This is a genomic window from Streptomyces sp. NPDC048182 (genome assembly GCF_043202555.1).
In the GTDB taxonomy this organism is placed as follows: Bacteria; Actinomycetota; Actinomycetes; order Streptomycetales; family Streptomycetaceae; genus Streptomyces.
In genome coordinates this window covers 1-17,253 of record NZ_JBIDAQ010000006.1, presented here as the reverse complement: position 1 = coordinate 17,253, position 17,253 = coordinate 1, and the positions used below count along the sequence as shown (strand labels likewise).

13 protein-coding genes are annotated in these 17,253 nt (G+C 74.9%); 11 read left to right on the top strand and 2 right to left on the bottom strand.

Translation table 11 applies throughout. From position 1 onward, the window contains the following. Window positions 1-132: 132 nt before the first annotated feature. Both ACGFZL_RS13450 and ACGFZL_RS13445 read left to right on the top strand, forming a co-directional pair. Complete coding sequence (locus ACGFZL_RS13450; RefSeq protein WP_393691267.1) at window positions 133-3,939, top strand: glycosyltransferase family 2 protein; 3,807 nt, start codon at window positions 133-135, stop codon at window positions 3,937-3,939. Continuing rightward, entirely contained in the window at window positions 3,936-5,429 is a 1,494-nt protein-coding gene (locus ACGFZL_RS13445; RefSeq protein WP_393691265.1) for a DUF5719 family protein, read from the top strand. Before ACGFZL_RS13450 ends, ACGFZL_RS13445 begins: the two co-directional genes overlap by 4 nt. A 55-nt stretch (window positions 5,430-5,484) precedes the next feature. On the opposite strand, the gene ACGFZL_RS13440 is transcribed toward ACGFZL_RS13445, so the two are convergent. Next, window positions 5,485-5,925, bottom strand: coding sequence for a metallopeptidase family protein (locus tag ACGFZL_RS13440; protein WP_355175959.1), 441 nt, complete (start codon window positions 5,923-5,925; stop codon window positions 5,485-5,487). 363 nt (window positions 5,926-6,288) lie between these two features. Between ACGFZL_RS13440 and ACGFZL_RS13435 the strand changes: the two genes are divergently transcribed. The 8 genes from ACGFZL_RS13435 to ACGFZL_RS13400 all read left to right on the top strand — a co-directional run bounded on the left by ACGFZL_RS13435 (window position 6,289) and on the right by ACGFZL_RS13400 (window position 14,763). Continuing rightward, window positions 6,289-6,663, top strand: a complete 375-nt coding sequence (locus tag ACGFZL_RS13435; protein ID WP_393691263.1) for a DUF3499 domain-containing protein — start codon at window positions 6,289-6,291, stop codon at window positions 6,661-6,663. 93 nt (window positions 6,664-6,756) lie between these two features. Further along, window positions 6,757-8,121, top strand: coding sequence for a phosphomannomutase/phosphoglucomutase (locus ACGFZL_RS13430; RefSeq protein ID WP_393691261.1), 1,365 nt, complete (start codon window positions 6,757-6,759; stop codon window positions 8,119-8,121). A 441-nt stretch (window positions 8,122-8,562) separates the two neighbouring features. Further along, entirely contained in the window at window positions 8,563-8,733 is a 171-nt protein-coding gene (locus ACGFZL_RS13425) for a Trm112 family protein (RefSeq protein WP_355175961.1), read from the top strand. 68 nt (window positions 8,734-8,801) lie between these two features. Further along, entirely contained in the window at window positions 8,802-9,929 is a 1,128-nt protein-coding gene (locus ACGFZL_RS13420; RefSeq protein ID WP_355175962.1) for an SIS domain-containing protein, read from the top strand. Between the two features lie 60 nt (window positions 9,930-9,989). Next, window positions 9,990-11,141, top strand: a complete 1,152-nt coding sequence (gene manA, locus ACGFZL_RS13415) for a mannose-6-phosphate isomerase, class I (protein WP_393691258.1) — start codon at window positions 9,990-9,992, stop codon at window positions 11,139-11,141. Window positions 11,142-11,295: 154 nt separating this feature from the next. After that, window positions 11,296-12,279 carry a cation diffusion facilitator family transporter gene (locus tag ACGFZL_RS13410; protein ID WP_393691256.1) on the top strand — a complete coding sequence of 328 codons (984 nt, stop codon included), beginning with the start codon at window positions 11,296-11,298 and terminating at the stop codon, window positions 12,277-12,279. Between the two features lie 296 nt (window positions 12,280-12,575). After that, window positions 12,576-14,033: an adenosylhomocysteinase gene (ahcY, locus tag ACGFZL_RS13405; RefSeq protein WP_355175965.1), complete on the top strand. Its 1,458-nt coding sequence runs from the start codon at window positions 12,576-12,578 to the stop codon at window positions 14,031-14,033. A 115-nt stretch (window positions 14,034-14,148) separates the two neighbouring features. Continuing rightward, a complete protein-coding gene (locus ACGFZL_RS13400; protein WP_393691254.1) occupies window positions 14,149-14,763 on the top strand; it encodes a hypothetical protein in 615 nt (204 codons plus the stop codon). A gap of 145 nt (window positions 14,764-14,908) precedes the next feature. Here ACGFZL_RS13400 and ACGFZL_RS13395 read toward each other — a convergent pair whose 3' ends face one another. Then, window positions 14,909-15,814 carry an RDD family protein gene (locus tag ACGFZL_RS13395; RefSeq protein WP_393691252.1) on the bottom strand — a complete coding sequence of 302 codons (906 nt, stop codon included), beginning with the start codon at window positions 15,812-15,814 and terminating at the stop codon, window positions 14,909-14,911. A 125-nt stretch (window positions 15,815-15,939) separates the two neighbouring features. Here ACGFZL_RS13395 and ACGFZL_RS13390 point away from each other — a divergent pair, with 125 nt between their 5' ends. Next, on the top strand, window positions 15,940-16,947 hold the full coding sequence (locus tag ACGFZL_RS13390; RefSeq protein WP_393691250.1) for a stage II sporulation protein M: 1,008 nt from the start codon (window positions 15,940-15,942) through the stop codon (window positions 16,945-16,947). Window positions 16,948-17,253 lie beyond the last annotated feature (306 nt).

Sequence of the window (17,253 nt, the reverse complement as noted above, 5' to 3'; positions counted from 1 at the left end):
GCAGGTGGGTTGTCCACCGGCGGCGGGCCGTCGTCGTGCCCAGCCGATAGTGTGGGCGCTCGTCCGAGACACCCCGCCGCCACGGTGGCCGCGGTGTCCACCGCAGTCCACCGAACCGGGGCCCGTACCTCGATGTCCGTGCAGAGCCACTCGGCAGCCCGTCAAGACCTCGCTGCCACACCTGAGTTCCCGCGCCACGTGGTGAGCGCGGTCCTCGTCTCCCACGACGGGGCCCGCTGGCTGCCCGACGCGCTCGGCGGCCTGCTCGGCCAGGAGCGCCCCGTGCAGTACGCGGTGGCCGCCGACACCGGCAGCGCCGACGACTCCGCGCGCCTGGTCACCGAGGCCCTCGGCGACGACCGCGTGCTGCACCTCGCCCGCCGCACCGGCTTCGGCCAGGCCGTCGAGGAGGCCGCCCGCACCGCCCCGCTCCTCACCCCCGAGGAGCTGCCCTACCTCAAGCGCCCCAGCGGCTGGGACCCGGTCAGCCGCAGCTGGCGCGACGACGCCTACGACCTGCCCGAACTGCCGCACGGCGAACCGGTGCAGTGGCTCTGGCTGCTGCACGACGACTGCGCCCCCGAGCCCGACGCCCTCGCCCACCTGCTGCGCGTGGTGGACACCGAGTACGACCTGGGCCGCGCGGACGTCGCCGTCGTCGGCCCCAAGCTCCGCGGCTGGTACGACCGCAGGCAGCTCCTGGAGGTCGGCGTCTCCATCGCCAACTCCGGCCGCCGCTGGACGGGTCTGGACCGCCGCGAGCAGGACCAGGGCCAGCACGACCACGTGCGCTCCGTCCTCGCCGTCTCCACCGCCGGCATGCTGGTGCGCCGCGACGTCTTCGAGCGGCTCGGCGGCTTCGACCGCCGACTGCCCCTGATGCGCGACGACGTGGACCTGTGCTGGCGCGCCCACAGCGCCGGCCTGCGCGTCCTGGTCGCCCCCGACGCCGTGGTCCGGCACGCCGAGGCCGCCTCCCGCGAGCGCCGCGCCGTCGACTGCGCGGGGCGCACCACCGCCTCCCCGCACAAGGTCGACAAGGCCGGCGCCGTCCACACCCTCCTCGTCAACGCCCGTACGGCGGTGCTGCCCTGGGTGCTCCTGCGCATCGTCGTCGGCACCCTGCTGCGCACCGTCGCCTACCTGGTCGGCAAGGTCCCCGGGCAGGCCGTCGACGAGATCCGCGGGCTGCTCGGCGTCCTGCTGCGCCCCGAGCGCGTGCTGGCCGGCCGCCGCGAGCGGGGCCGCCCGCAGATCGACAAGGACGAGCTGCGCCCCCTCTTCCCGCCGCCCGGCGCCACCGTCCGGGTCACCGTCGAGCAGGTCGCCGGCAACCTCGTCGGCCGCTCCGACACCGAGACCGCCGCCGGCGCCGGACGGCACGGCGGGGCCGTCGAGTCCGGGCCCGGCGGCGACGACGCCGACTTCCTGGAGATCGAGCAGTTCGCCCGCCTCAAGCGCATCGCCCGCAAACCGGGCCCGGTGCTCTTCCTGGTGCTGCTGCTCGTCTCGCTGGCCGCCTGCCGCGCCCTGTTCGGCGCCGGCGCGCTGGCCGGCGGCGCCCTGCTGCCCGCCCCGCCCGGCGCCGGCGAGCTGTGGGCGCGCTACACCGACGCCTGGCACACCGTGGGCGCCGGCGGCACCGCCGCCGCCCCGCCCTACCTCGCGATCGTCGCGGCCTTCTCCTCGGTGCTGCTCGGCTCGACCGGCCTCGCCCTCACCCTGCTCCTGGTCTGCTCGGTGCCGCTGGCCGGCGTCAGCGCGTACTTCGCCTCCCGCCCGCTGGTCCCCTCCCGGCTGCTGCGCGCGTGGGCGGCCGTCGCCTACGCCTTCCTGCCCGCCGCCACCGGCGCCCTGGCCGGCGGCCGGGTCGGCACCGCCGTCCTCGCCGTGCTGCTCCCGCTCATCGCCCGCGCGGCCGTCGCGGCGGCCGGCCTCGGCAGCTCCACCGGGGCCCGCGGCGGCTGGCGCGCCACCTGGGCGTACGCGCTGCTGCTCACCCTCACCACCGCCTTCACGCCCGTCGTCTGGCCCCTCGCGCTGCTGCTCGGCATCGGCGTCCTGGTGCTGCGCCGCGCCGAGATCACGGCGTACGGGCTCCGCTTCCTCGCGCAGCTCGGCACCCCGCTGCTGCTGCTCGCGCCCTGGTCGCTCACCCTCTTCCCGTCCGGCTTCCTGGACGAGGCCGGCCTGCCCTACGGCGCCTCGGCCGCCTCCCCGCTCGACCTGCTCGGCACCAGCCCCGGCGGCCCCGGCACGGTCGGCGGGCTCGTCCTGATCGGCATCGTCCTCGCGGCGCTCGCCGCCCTGCTGCGCTCCGAGCGGCAGCGCGGCGTCCGCACCGCCTGGGCCGCCGCCCTGGCCGCCCTGATCCTCGCGGTGCTGTCCGACCGGGACGCCTGGGCGGGCCCCGCCACCCTGGTCTACGGCCTCGCCCTGCTGTCCGCCGCCGTCATCGGCGCCGACGGGGCACGCGCGCGGGTGGCCGAGCAGAGCTTCGGCTGGCGCCAGCCGGTCGCCGCGCTGATCGCCCTCGCCTCGGCCGTCGGCCCGCTGATCGCCGCCGCCGGCTGGGTGCTCGGCGGCGCCGACGGGCCCCTGGAGCGGCGCGACCCCACCCAGGTGCCCGCCTTCGTCGCCGAGGAGAGCCGCACCCGCGACCAGGCCCGCACCCTGGTCCTCGACAGCGACTCCGCCGCCCACGTGCGCTACATGCTGGTGCGCGGCTCCGGCGCCCGGATGGGCGACGGCGAACTGGCCGCCGCCGACGGCGGCAACGCCCGGCTCGACAAGGTCGTCGCCAACCTGGTCGCCGGCTCAGGCGCCGACCAGGCCGACCAGCTCGGCGGCTTCGCCGTGCGCTACGTCCTCGTCCACAAGGGCGCGCCCCGCGAGGTCGCCCGCGTCCTGGACGCCACGCCCGGCCTGAGCCGGCTCAGCCGCCAGGACGGCAGCGGACTGTGGCGGGTCAACCGCGAGGTGGCCCGCGCGAGCGTGGTCGCGAAGGACGGCACCGGTGCGCCGCAGCCCGTCGCGGCAGGGCCCGTCGAGATCCACACGAAGCTCCCGTCCGGCGCCGACGGCCGGGTGCTGCGCCTCGCCGACACGGCCGACGCGGGCTGGACGGCCACCCTGGACGGCAAGCCGCTGCCCCGCACCACGGTCGACGGCTGGGCCCAGGGCTTCACCCTGCCCGCCGCCGGCGGCGACCTCGACGTCACCTTCGAGGACCCGTTCACGCACACTGCCTGGCTGTGGGCCCAGGGCCTGCTGGCCGTCGTCCTGGTCGTCATGGCCCTGCCCGGGCGGCGCCGCCATGTCGACGACGACCTCCCCGAGGAGCCCGCCGCCCCGGCCGAGGCCCCCACGGGCGAGGGCCGCCGCGCCCGCCGCCTGCGCGCCCAGGCCGAGGCGGAGGCGGAGGCCGCCGAGACCACCGGGGCCGGGTCGGCCGACGCCGATCAGGGCACCGACCCCACCACCGCCCCGGGGCCCGCGGCGCCCATCCCGCCGCAGCCCGACTACGGCGCCTGGGACACGCACGCCCACCAGGGAGCCACCTACGACCCCTACGCCGGCTACGGCACCGACGGCGAGCAGTACCAGGCCGTCCCGCAGCACCCCGGCCCGGACGCGTACGACCCGTACCAGGCCGATCCGTACCAGGCGGACCCGTACCAGTCCGCCGACCCGTACCAGGCGGGCGCCTACCAGGGCGGCACCCCGTACGAGGGCGTCCCCTACGACCCGTACGCCTACGGCGAGGGCACCCCCCAGGCCGCCGGCCCCTACGACCCCGAACAGGGGCAGGAACAGGGGCACGGGCAGGACGGGCAGGGCCACGGCCAGGACGACGGCTACGCCGCCCCGTACGACCCGGCCCACCACCCGCACCACCACGGCCCGGGCAGTGAGCGTCCCGACGGGAGCCAGCAGTGAACCGCACCACCCTGTCCCTGATCGCCGGCACCGCCGCCCTCGCCGCCGTCACCGCCTTCGCCGCGGTGGCCGCCCCGGAGGACGCCGCCCCCGAAGCCGCCCGCACGGCCGCCCGGCTGCCCGTCGAGCGCAGCGCCCTGCTCTGCCCGGCGCCCAGCGCCTCCGACCTCGCCGAGACGGCGTACACCTCCTTCACCCCGGTCACCAAGGGCGCCGACGGCAAGGGCACGGCCACGCTGACGGCCGCGGCGGACGGCGCGCGGACCGGCACCGCCGGCCAGCCCAAGAAGGGCGCCAAGCCCGCCGTACGACCCACGGCCCCCGGCACCCCGGCCACCGGCAAGGCCACCGGCGCCGGCGCCCCCGCCCTGCTCGGCACCGCCGAGGGCGCCCAGGCCCCCGGCTGGACCGTGCAGCAGACCACCGAGGTCGGGGCCGGCACCGGCCGCGGCCTGCTGGGCGTCGACTGCACGGCCCCGGACACCGAGTTCTGGTTCCCCGGCGCCGCCACCTCCGCCGGCCGCACGGACTACGTGCACCTGACCAACCCGGACGACTCGGCGGCCGTCGTCGACATCGATCTGTACGGCAAGGACGGCACCCTGAAGTCCACGGTCGGCGACGGCGTCACGGTGCCCCCGCACGCCACCGACGCCCTGCTGCTGTCCACGCTGACCGACGCCGAGGAGAGCGACCTCACCGTGCACGTCGGCGTGCGCAGCGGGCGTGTCGGGGCCGCGGTGCAGGCCCTTGACGACAAGCTCGGCGGCGACTGGCTGACCGCCGCCGCCGACCCGTCGGCCGACCTGGTGCTGCCGGGCATCCCCAAGGACGCCACGGACGTGCGCCTGGTGCTGTTCACCCCGGGCGGCACCGACGCCGACGTGAAGGTGCGGCTCGCCTCGCCGAACGGCTCCTTCACCCCGGCGGGCCACGAGACGGTGCACGTCAAGGCCGGCATGACGACCGCCGTCGACCTCGGCGCGGTCACCCGCGGCGAGGCCGGCTCACTGGTGCTCTCGCCGACCGCGGGCCGGTCCGTGCCGGTCGTGGCGGCGGTGCGGGTACTGCGCGGCAAGGGGGCGAAGCAGGAGAGCGCGTTCGTCCCGGCCACCGCCCCGGTCGGCGCGCGCGCCACCACGGTCGACAACGCGGCCAAGGGCACCACCCTGTCCCTGGCCGCCCCGGGACAGACCGCGCAGGTCAGGGTCACGGCGTCGGCGGGCAGCGGCGGCGGCACCCCGGCGACCAGGACGTTCACCGTCAAGGGCGGCAGCAGCCAGGACGTGGCGGCCCCGGTGCCGGCCGGCCTGAAGGGGACGTACGCGCTGACCGTGGAGACCCTCTCCGGCGGCCCGCTCTACGCCGCCCGCACCCTGACCCGGCCGGTGGGCGGCGCGGCGGCCTTCACCGTGCAGACCCTGCGCGACGACCGCGGCACGGTGGCGGTCCCCACGGCGGAGGAGGACCTGTCGGTGCTCCAGCGCTGACCGGACCGGCGGGGGGTCGTCCTCCGCGTCGCGCCGACCGGGCGGCGGGCGGCGGTCAGTCCTCCCCGTACCGCGGGTCCACCGTCTCCGGCGTCAGCCCCAGCAGCTCGGCGACCTGCTCCACGACCACCTCGTGCACCAGCGCCGCCCGCTCGTCTCGCCCCTTGGTGCGGATCTCCACCGGCCGCCGGTAGACGACCACCCGCCCGGGCCGCCCGTCCCGCGCCGGCACGGTGCCGCCCAGCGGCACCGCCTCGTCGCTCCAGGCGTCCGCGCCCGCGTCCAGCCGGGGCACCTCCAGGACGAGGAAGTCGACCTCCGCGAGCTGCGGCCACCGCCGCTCCAGGCGCTCCACGGAGTCCTGCACGAGGTCCGCGAAGACCTCGCCGCGGCTCGCCGCGAGCGGCACCTGCGGCGGTGCGACCGGACCGCGCATGCCCCGGCCGTGGCGGTCGCGGCGGCGGGGCCCCGGGCGGCCGGCGTCACGGGGCGTCATGGGGTTGTCCATCACTGGTGAAGGGTAATCCCCGCCGGGTCCCCGCGCCGGACCCCACACGGACCGCCGGCCGGTGCCGCGCGCCTGTCCTCGGCTGTCCGTACGTGCCCGTTTCGGCCAAGTTCGGGACCGCTCCCGTATCGCCAAGGGATCGGGACGTGCTCGCCGCATGTCGGCGAACGTCGCCTTTCGTGCCGGGAGATGACCGCCGGTCCGGCCTCCGCGCGCCCCCGAATCGACGTAGGCGCAGGTCAGCCTCGCACATCCGCGGGTGACTTTGGGTCGTTTCGCGCCACGACACGGTGGGGTGACGTGGGGGAGAGTCGTCGCGGCCCGCTCAAGAGTGCGGTACCGTCCAACATCGTGAGCCCTGTACGTCGCTGTTCGCGCACCGCCTGCGGCCGTCCCGCCGTCGCGACGCTGACGTACGTCTACGCCGACTCGACCGCGGTCCTCGGCCCGCTCGCCACCTACGCCGAACCCCACTGCTACGACCTGTGCGCCGAGCACTCCGAGCGCCTCACCGCCCCGCGCGGCTGGGAGGTCGTCCGGCTCCTCGACGGCTCCGCCCCGGCCCACCCCAGCGGCGACGACCTGGAGGCGCTGGCCAACGCCGTGCGCGAGGCCGCCCGTCCCCAGGAGCGCGCGGCCGAGGCCGGCGGCGGGCCGCGCACGGCGGACCCGATGGAGGTCGCGCGCCGCGGCCACCTGCGCGTCCTGCGCTCGCCCGACAACTGACCGGCCCCGCGCCGCCCGCCTCGGCCCTTCGGTTAGTTTGTGCGCACGCACGGGCTCTCCCGCGCACGCACAGGACTTCCAGAAAGGCCGGCCGTGGCTGCTGATCTCTCGCAGATCGTGAAGGCGTACGACGTACGCGGTGTCGTCCCCGACCAGTGGGACGACTCGCTGGCCGAGCTGTTCGGCGCCGCCTTCGTCGAGCTGACCGGCGCGAGCGCCATCGCCGTCGGCCACGACATGCGGCCCTCGTCCCCCGGCCTGTCCGGCGCCTTCGCGCGCGGCGCGGCGGCCCGCGGCGCCGACGTCACCCAGATCGGCCTGTGCTCCACCGACCAGCTGTACTACGCCTCGGGCGCGCTGGACCTGCCCGGCGCCATGTTCACCGCCTCGCACAACCCGGCCCGGTACAACGGCATCAAGCTGTGCCGCTCCGGCGCCGCCCCCGTCGGCCAGGACACCGGCCTCGCCGAGATCCGCGCCCTGGTGGAGGGGTGGCTGGCCACCGGCGTCCCCGAGCCCGCGGCCCACTCGGGCACCCTCACCCGGCGCGACACCCTCGCCGACTACGCCGCCCACCTGCGCTCCCTCGTCGACCTCACCGGCATCCGCCCCCTGAAGGTCGTCGTCGACGCGGGCAACGGCATGGGCGGCCACACCGTCCCCTCGGTCCTCGCCGGCCTGCCGCTCGACGTGGTGCCGATGTACTTCGAACTCGACGGCACCTTCCCCAACCACGAGGCCAACCCCCTGGACCCCGCCAACCTGGTCGACCTCCAGAAGCGGGTGCGCGAGGAGGGCGCCGACCTGGGCCTCGCCTTCGACGGGGACGCCGACCGGTGCTTCGTCGTGGACGAGCGCGGCGAGCCGGTCTCCCCGTCCGCGGTCACCGCCCTCGTCGCCACCCGTGAACTCGCCCGCAACGGCGGCAAGGGCACCGTCATCCACAACCTCATCACCTCCCGCTCGGTGCCGGAGATCGTCCGCGAGCACGGCGGCACCCCGGTGCGCACGCGGGTCGGCCACTCCTTCATCAAGGCCGAGATGGCGACGTCCGGCGCGATCTTCGGCGGCGAGCACTCCGCGCACTACTACTTCCGCGACTTCTGGAACGCCGACACCGGCATGCTGGCCGCCCTGCACGTCCTGGCCGCCCTCGGCGAGCAGCCGGGCCCGCTGTCGGAGCTGGCCGCCGCCTACGACCGCTACGCCGGCTCCGGGGAGATCAACTCCACCGTCGCCGACCAGTCCGGCCGCCTCGCCGCGATCCGCGCCGCCTACGCGGGGCGCGCGGGCGTCACCCTGGACGACCTCGACGGTCTGACCGTCGCCGCCGACGACTGGTGGTTCAACGTCCGCCCCTCCAACACCGAGCCCCTCCTCCGCCTGAACGCCGAGGCCCGCGACGAGTCCACGATGACGCGGGTCCGCGACGAGGCCCTGGCGATCATCCGGGGCTGATCAGCTGCGGGTAGTTCGTCGCCCGCGGGCGCGTCGTGGCTGGTCGCGCAGTTCCCCGCGCCCCTGGGGCGTTGCAGTCCCGCCCGCTGCATCGCACCCCTCCGCCGCATCTGCGGGCACTCGTGCCGCGCCCGCCCACCCTCCCTCGCGTAGCTGCGGGCAGTCGTGCCGCGCCCGCCCACCCCTCCCGCGTAGCTGCGGGCAGTCGTGCCGCTGGGGCGGCACGGGTGGGCGCAGCGGCACCTCGCAGCGCCGAGCCGCGCGAACGCCCCCCCGCAGCTCCGGCTCACCCGCTGCCCCCCCCCGGGGGGCACCCGCTCCGTACCGGTCCACCCCGGCCGCCCACACCGCCCCCCACCCGGCGGTACCCTGACCAGCACAGCAGCACAACGCCCGCGCACCACCGCACCGCACCGCGCCCCGCGCCCGAAGGGACACCCCATGCCGCTCGAAGCCGGCCTCCTGGAGATCCTCGCCTGCCCGGCCTGCCACGCCCCGCTGGAGGAGCGCGGCGAGGAACTGGTCTGCACCGGCCAGGACTGCGGCCTGGCCTACCCGGTCCGCGACGGCATCCCCGTCCTCCTCGTCGACGAGGCCCGCCGCCCCGAGTGATCGGCCGCCGGGCCAGCCACCCGGCACCCCCGCGCGAGAGCCGCCCCGGTGAACGGAGACCCGCCGCCATGCTGGACGAAACGCTGCTCGACGCCCCGGAGCGCCTCACCGCGGCCGACCGCCGCGGCCTGCTCCGCGGCGCCGCCGAGGCCGGTGCCCGGGTGCGCACCGCCGCCCGGTACGCCGCCGAGGCGGGCGTCGGCGGCCTCAAACCGGACGGCCGCCCCCGCGCCGTACTGATCGCCGGGCCCGGAGCCGCCGCAGGGCAGGCCGCCGACCTCCTCGGCGCCCTGGCCGGCGCCGGCAGCCCCGTCACCCGCCTCGCCCCGACCGGCGTCGCCCCCGCCGCCGGCGCCCTGCGCTGGGAACTGCCCGGCTGGGCCGGCTCCGTCGACCTGCTCCTCATCGCCACCCCCGACGGCACCGAGCCCGGCCTGGCGCTGCTCGCCGAGCAGGCGTACCGGCGCGGCTGCACCGTCGTCGCCGTGGCCCCCGCCCGCTCCCCGCTCAGCGAGTCCGTCAACGGCTCCGTCGGCATGTTCCTGCCCCTGGCCACCGCCGCCTACGACGACGACGAACCCGTCGCCGGCGCCGCCCCCGGCGTGCTGTGGGCGCTGCTCACCCCGCTCCTCGCGCTCCTGGACCGCACCGGCCTCCTGGAGGCACCGCCCGAGGCCGTCGAACGCGTCGCCGACCGCCTCGACCAGGTCGCCGAGCGCTGCGGTCCTGCCATCCTCACCTACGGCAACCCGGCCAAGACCCTCGCCGCCGAACTCGCCGAGTCCCTGCCGGTGATCTGGACCGAGGGCACCTCCGCCGGGCCCGCGGGCCGGCGCTTCGCCGCCGCCCTCGCCGAGCTGGCCGGCACCCCGGCCGTCGTCGCCGAACTGCCCGAGGCGCTCGCCGCCCACGGCGCCCTGCTCGCCGGACGCCTGGCCGCCGCCGCCGACCCCGACGACTTCTTCCGCGACCGCGTCGAGGAGGCACCCGCCCTCCACGCGCGCGTGGTGCTGCTGCGCGACCGCCCCACCGGCGGCCTCACCGCCGCCCCCGGCGCCCGCGACCTGGCCCTCGGCCACGACACCCCGATCAGCGAGCTGGAACCCGAGCCGGGCGGCGAGCTGGAGACCCTCGCCGAACTGATCGCCGTCACGGATTTCGCCGCCGTCTACCTGGCGCTCGCCTCGGGCGCCTGATCTCGTACCCGGGCCGTACGACGGTCCGCGCTCCCTTCAGCCGACCGGCAGAGAGAACCCATGGACCGCCTCGACAACACGATCCGCCCCTACGCCTGGGGTTCGGCCACCGCGATCCCCGCCCTCCTCGGCACCGACCCCACCGGCGAACCACAGGCCGAGATGTGGATGGGCGCCCACCCCGGCGCCCCCTCCCGCACCGCCCGCGGCACCCTCACCGAGCTGATCGACGCCGACCCCGAGCGCGAACTGGGCCCCGCGGCCGTCGCCCGCTTCGGCCCACGCCTGCCGTTCCTGCTCAAGCTCCTCGCCGCCGGCGCCCCGCTCTCCCTCCAGGTCCACCCCGACCTCGCGCAGGCCCGCGAGGGCTACGCCGACGAGGAGCGCCGGGGCGTCCCCCTCGACGCCCCGCACCGCAACTACAAGGACGCCAACCACAAGCCCGAACTCATCTGCGCCCTCACCGAGTTCGACGGCCTGTGCGGCTTCCGCGCCCCCGCCGAGGCGGCCGGACTGCTCGACGGCCTCGGCGTCGCCTCCCTCAAGCCCTACGTCGACCTCCTGCACGCCCGCCCCGAGGACGCCGCCCTGCGCGAGGTCCTCACCGCGCTGCTCACGGCCGACCCCGAGGAGATGTCCCGCACGGTCGCCGAGGCCGCAGCCGCCTGCGAACGCCTCGGCGGCGCCCACGCCCCCTACGCCGGCCTCGCCCACCACTACCCGGGCGACCCCGGGGTCCTCGCGGCGATGCTGCTCAACCACGTACGCCTGCAGCCCGGCGAGGCCCTCTACCTCGGCGCCGGCATCCCGCACGCCTACCTCAGCGGCCTCGGCGTCGAGATCATGGCCAACTCGGACAACGTGCTGCGCTGCGGCCTGACCCCCAAGCACGTCGACGTCCCCGAACTCCTGCGCATCGTCCGCTTCGAGGCCGGCGACCCCGGCGTGCTGCGCCCGGAGGCGTCCGAGGACGGCGAGGAGGTCTACGACACCCCCACCGACGAGTTCCGCCTCTCCCGCTACGTCCTCCCCGAGGGCGCCGGCCCGCACGACCTCACCCGCCCCGCCCCGCAGATCCTCCTCTGCACGGCCGGCGCGGTCCGCGTCGGCGCGGACACCCTCGCCCCCGGCACCTCCCTCTTCGTGCCGGCCGGCGAAACGGTGCAGGTCACGGGCGTCGGCACGGTCTTCCGGGCCACCGTGCGCGTCTGATCCGTCCGCGGGGGCATCCGGGCTGTCGAGGCCCGTGCGGCGGGCTGCAACAATGGCGGACCGCAAAGGAGGGGCAAAGGCCGATCACCGGCCCGCCCCCCACCGGCGCGCGGACTCGGACGAATCGGACGACGGTGAAGGGACCACGCGACACATGAGCGCGTCAGGCGGAAACAGGGCGATCGTGGCGGCACTGCTCGCCAACCTCTCGATCGCGGCAGCGAAGTTCGTGGCGTTCCTCTTCAGCGGGTCGTCCTCGATGCTCGCCGAGTCCGTGCACTCCGTCGCCGACTCGGGCAACCAGGGCCTGCTGCTCCTCGGCGGCAAGCGCGCCCAGCGCGAGGCCACCCCGCAGCACCCCTTCGGCTACGGCCGCGAACGCTACGTCTACGCCTTCCTCGTCTCCATCGTCCTCTTCTCCGTCGGCGGCATGTTCGCCCTCTACGAGGGCTACGAGAAGGTCGCCCACCCGCACGAGCTGGAGCACTGGTACTGGCCGGTCGGCGTCCTGGTCTTCGCGATCATCGCCGAGGGCTTCTCCTTCCGCACCGCCATCAAGGAGTCCAACGGGCTGCGCAAGGGCGCCTCCTGGCCGGAGTTCATCCGCCGCGCCAAGGCGCCCGAGCTGCCGATCGTCCTCCTGGAGGACTTCGGTGCCCTGGTCGGCCTCGTCCTCGCCCTCGGCGGCGTCGGCCTCGCCCTGCTCACCGGCAACGGCGTCTGGGACGGCGTCGGCACCCTGTGCATCGGCGTCCTGCTCATCCTGATCGCCCTCGTCCTCGCCGCCGAGACCAAGTCCCTCCTCCTCGGCGAGGCCGCGGGACCGGAAGCCGTCCAGCAGATCGAGAAGGCCCTGGTCGACGGCGACACCGTCACCGGCATCATCCACATGCGCACCCTCCACCTCGGCCCCGAGGAACTCCTCGTCGCCGCCAAGATCGCCGTACGCCACGACGAGACCGCCGCCGAGGTCGCCGCCGCCATCGACGCCGCCGAGGCCCGCATCCGCGAGGCCGTCCCGATCGCCCGCGTCATCTACCTCGAACCGGACATCTACCGCGCCTCCGAGGCCGCCAAGGGCCCCGACCCCGAGGCCACCCCCGGCGGCCCCGCCCAGCAGGCCCCCGGCGCCCACTGACCCGTCCCTCCCCGGCCCCTCGAGGACGACCACACCGACGGCGGAGACAGCCGACCCGCGCGCCGAGGGGGACTGGGGATGCCGAGCCCGCCGGTGTAGCTTGGACGGAGCCAGACGTCGCTGCTGATGGCGGTCGGTCGGCCCCGCGAGGGGCCCGGCCGAGGGAGAGAGGGCCTCCGACGGACTGCGCTGCGCGTACGCGGGCATGCCTGTGTCCTCCTTCGGGGCACCCCGGTGCCCGCCGCCGCGCTGGCCAGCCGTACCCACCCTCGACCCGATCCGAGGAGCAGCCCGTAATGACGACTGTCGACAAGCGACAGGACTTCAAGGTCGCCGACCTGTCCCTGGCCGAGTTCGGCCGCAAGGAGATCACGCTCGCCGAGCACGAGATGCCGGGCCTGATGTCCATCCGCAAGGAGTACGCCGAGGCCCAGCCGCTGGCCGGCGCCCGCGTCACCGGCTCCCTGCACATGACCGTGCAGACCGCCGTGCTCATCGAGACCCTCACCGCCCTCGGCGCCGAGGTCCGCTGGGCCTCCTGCAACATCTTCTCCACCCAGGACCACGCGGCGGCCGCGATCGCCGTCGGCCCGAACGGCACGCCCGACGACCCGCAGGGCATCCCCGTCTTCGCCTGGAAGGGCGAGACCCTCGACGAGTACTGGTGGTGCACGGAGCAGGCCCTGACCTGGCCGAACACCCCCACCGGCGGCCCGAACATGATCCTGGACGACGGCGGCGACGCCACCCTCCTCGTCCACAAGGGCGTCGAGTACGAGAAGGACGGCAAGGTCCCCTCGCCCGACACCGCCGAGTCCGACGAGCACCGCGTCATCCTGGAGCTGCTCACCCGCACGGTGGGCGAGACCCCGCAGAAGTGGACCCAGCTGGCCTCCGAGATCCGCGGCGTGACCGAGGAGACCACCACCGGCGTCCACCGCCTGTACGAGATGCACCGCGACGGCACCCTCCTGTTCCCGGCGATCAACGTCAACGACGCGGTCACCAAGTCGAAGTTCGACAACAAGTACGGCTGCCGCCACTCCCTGATCGACGGCATCAACCGCGCCACCGACGTCCTCATCGGCGGCAAGACCGCCGTCGTCTGCGGCTACGGCGACGTCGGCAAGGGCTGCGCGGAGTCCCTGCGCGGCCAGGGCGCCCGCGTCATCGTCACCGAGATCGACCCCATCTGCGCCCTGCAGGCGGCGATGGACGGCTACCAGGTCGCCACCCTGGACGACGTGGTCGAGACGGCCGACATCTTCGTCACCACGACCGGCAACAAGGACATCATCATGGCCGCGGACATGGCCAAGATGAAGCACCAGGCGATCGTGGGCAACATCGGCCACTTCGACAACGAGATCGACATGGCCGGCCTGGCGAAGATCGAGGGCATCGTCAGGGACGAGGTCAAGCCGCAGGTCCACACCTGGACCTTCACCGACGGCAAGGTCCTCATCGTGCTGTCGGAGGGCCGCCTGCTCAACCTGGGCAACGCCACCGGCCACCCGTCCTTCGTGATGTCCAACTCCTTCGCGGACCAGACCCTGGCCCAGATCGAGCTGTTCACCAAGCCCGACGAGTACCCGACCGACGTCTACGTGCTGCCCAAGCACCTCGACGAGAAGGTCGCCCGCCTCCACCTCGACTCCCTCGGCGTCAAGCTGACCACGCTCCGCAAGGAGCAGGCCGACTACATCGGCGTCAAGGTCGAGGGCCCCTACAAGGCGGACCACTACCGCTACTGAGCCGCACCGCGCGACTCCGCCGGGCAGGCCCCCCGCACCCCCGTGTCGGGGGGCCTGCCCGGTCGGCGCCTCAGCGGCCGGACCAGCCCGCCACCACCCAGGACCGACGAGCCCCATGCCCCGCGGCCGGTATTCGCTGCACGACCCGCACGACCACACCTCTCTCGCCGAAGAACACTTCCAGTGCGCCCCCGGCCCCGCCGGCTGGCGCTACGTCTCCCGGCTGACCACGCCCGCCGGGGCCCCTCACGGTTCGGTCGACCTCGCCCTGGACGAACTCGGCCGCCCCCTCCGCCTCGAACTGCGCGCCGCCGACTGGCAGGTCCGCGGCGCCGCCCTCGACGGCGTCACCTGGGTCCGCACCGACCCCACCGGAGCCCACGCCACCGAAGGCAATGTGCGCGCCCACGCCTTCACCGGCACCTCCCCGGCCTTCCTCGTCGCCACCGCCCGTCTCCTGCGCCTCACCCCTTCCGCACCACCGGTCCGCGTCCGCCTCGTCGCCCTCACGGACCCGGTCCTCGCCCCCCGCACCGTGGACCAGTCCTGGGCCTTGCTCGACAGAGAAGCACACCCCACTGACAACGGACCCCTCACCGTGGACGCGTACCAGGTCAGCGACCTGTCGACGGGGGAGCAGCACACGGTGCACCTCGCGGGCGACGTCGTCCTTTCCGCGCCGGGCATCGAGCTGGAGGACCTGGAGTCACCGCCGTCGGTCTTCCCCTGACACCGGCTTAGTCTGCGGGCAGTCGTGCCGCTGGGGCGGCACGGGTGGGCGCTGGGGGTCCCCCCTGCTCGAAGAGCTTGGGGGAGGCACCTCGCTGCGCCGAGCTGCGCAACGCCCCCGCCCACGGACAGGGAACGGCGGCGGGCTAGGCCGGCGGCACGAACCCCGTGGCCGGCGGCACCGAAGGCGGCGCCGCATCGGTCGGCCGGGTCGAACCGGCAGTCGGCGATTCCGGTGGGGCCGGTGCGGACGAAGGCGGCACCGGCGATGTCGGCCCAACGGACCAGCCGCCCGCAGGGGAACCGCCCCCGAACGCCCGCCGGGCCTCCCGCGCCTGCCGCTCGTGCAGCACGGCCGCCAGATAGGGAGCAGGCGGCACGTCGGTCGGCACCGGCGCCCCCGTACGAGCCGCGACATCGGCGGCGAGCCGCTCGGCCATCCCCCACCCGACCCCCCGGTCCAGCTGCCCCATCCGCGTCAGGTACTGCCGCACCGCCAGCCACAGATCATCGGGCACCGCGGACAGATCGAGCTCCGAGACCCGGTGGGCCAGCCAGGGCGGAGGCGGCGGCAGGAACCCGGCCGACGCCGCCGGCACCCGCTCCCGCACCACCAGCGTCCCCGCGAACACGTCCCCGAGGCGCCGCCCCCGCGCCGACACCAGCGACGCGATGCAGGCCACCACCCCGAAGGTCAGCAGAATCTCCACCACCCCGAGCAGGCCCCGCACCAGCGCGTGCCGGAACCGGATCGGCCCCCCGTCGTCCCGCACCACCCGCAGCCCGCACGCCATCTTCCCCAGCGACCGCCCGTGGCTGAGCGTCTCCACCGCGATCGGCCCACCCACCAGGAGCAGCACGAACACCGCGATCGACAGCGCGGTCTGCGCGGCCGTGTCCAGCGAGGAGGTGGCCGCCACCAGCGCGACGGTCACCGCCACGTACACGGCCACCGCCACCACCAGATCGAGCAGCACGGCCAGCGCACGACTGGGCAGCCTCGCGGGGCGCACCTCCAGCGCCACCGCCTCGCCGGTCACCAGCTCACTCACGCCCGCCACCCTTCCCCCGGACCGTCTCCGACCCCGCCAGTCTGCCAAGCTGAGGACAACCGCGCCGCAGTACTACAAGCTGATCCACGCCGAGCCGCCGACGACAGCCGAGGAGCAGGCACCCGATGGACCTCGACGTCTTCGTCTCCGCCCACCGAGCGGAGTGGGACCGCCTCGACGCCCTGCTCCGACGCGGGCGCCGCCTCACCGGCGCCGAGGCCGACGAACTCGTCGTCCTCTACCAGCGCACGGCCACCCATCTCTCCCTCGTCCGCGCCGGCGCCCCCGATCCCCTGCTGACCGGACGGCTCAGCCAACTGGTGGCACGCGCGCGGAGCACCGTGACCGGCACCCGCCAGGCCTCCTGGCGAGACGTGACCCGCTTCCTCACCCAGGGCTTCCCGGCCGCCGTCTATCGCGCCCGCCACTGGTGGGTCCCCGCCGCGCTCGTGTCGACCGCCGTCGCGATCCTCCTCGGCTGGTGGATCGGCACCCACCCCGAGGTGCAGTCCTCCATCGCGGCCCCCAGCGAGCTGCGCGACCTGACCCGCCCCGGCGGCGAGTACGAGACGTACTACTCCAGCCACCCCGCCGCCTCCTTCGCCGCACAGGTGTGGACGAACAACGCCTGGGCCGCCGCGCTCTGCCTGATCCTGGGGGTCTTCCTGGGCCTCCCCGTCTTCTGGATCCTCTTCCAGAACATGCTCAATCTGGGCGTCGGCTTCGGCCTGATGCAGTCGGCCGGCCGCCTGGACACCTTCCTCGGCCTGGTCCTGCCGCACGGCCTGCTCGAACTGACCGCCGTCTTCGTGGCCGCCGGCACGGGCCTGCGCCTCGGCTGGACCGTCATCGACCCCGGCCCCCGGACCCGGCGCACCGCACTGGCCGAGGAGGGCCGTGCCGCCATCGGCATGGCGATCGGCCTGGCCCTGGTCCTGTTCGTGTCCGGCGCCATCGAAGGCTTCGTCACCCCCTCAGGGCTGCCCACCTGGGCCCGCCTCACCATCGGCGTCGTCGCCGAACTTGCCTTCCTGGCCTACGTGTACGTGCTGGGCGGGCGTGCGGTGCGGGCCGGTGACACGGGAGACCTGGAGGAGCGGGAACGCAGCGCCACGGTGCCGACGGCCGCCTGATGTGCGTCGGGCCCCGGCGAGCTGCTAGTGTCCTCTTCGTTCCCGCGAGAGCCGTTGACACGGAGGTAGCGGGGAGGTAGATTTACACAGTTGCCTGTAGACGGGTTCACCCGGAGGGCGCTAGTAAAAACCTATCTGCTTCTCTGAAGCACATCCTCCCGATGAAATCGGAAATCAGTAGTCGGTCAGACCGGCTCAGAGTCTCTGATAAAGTCGGAACCGCCGGAAAGGGAAACGCGAAAGCGAGAACCTGGAAAGCACCGAGGAAATCGGATCGGAAAGATCTGATAGAGTCGGAAACGCAAG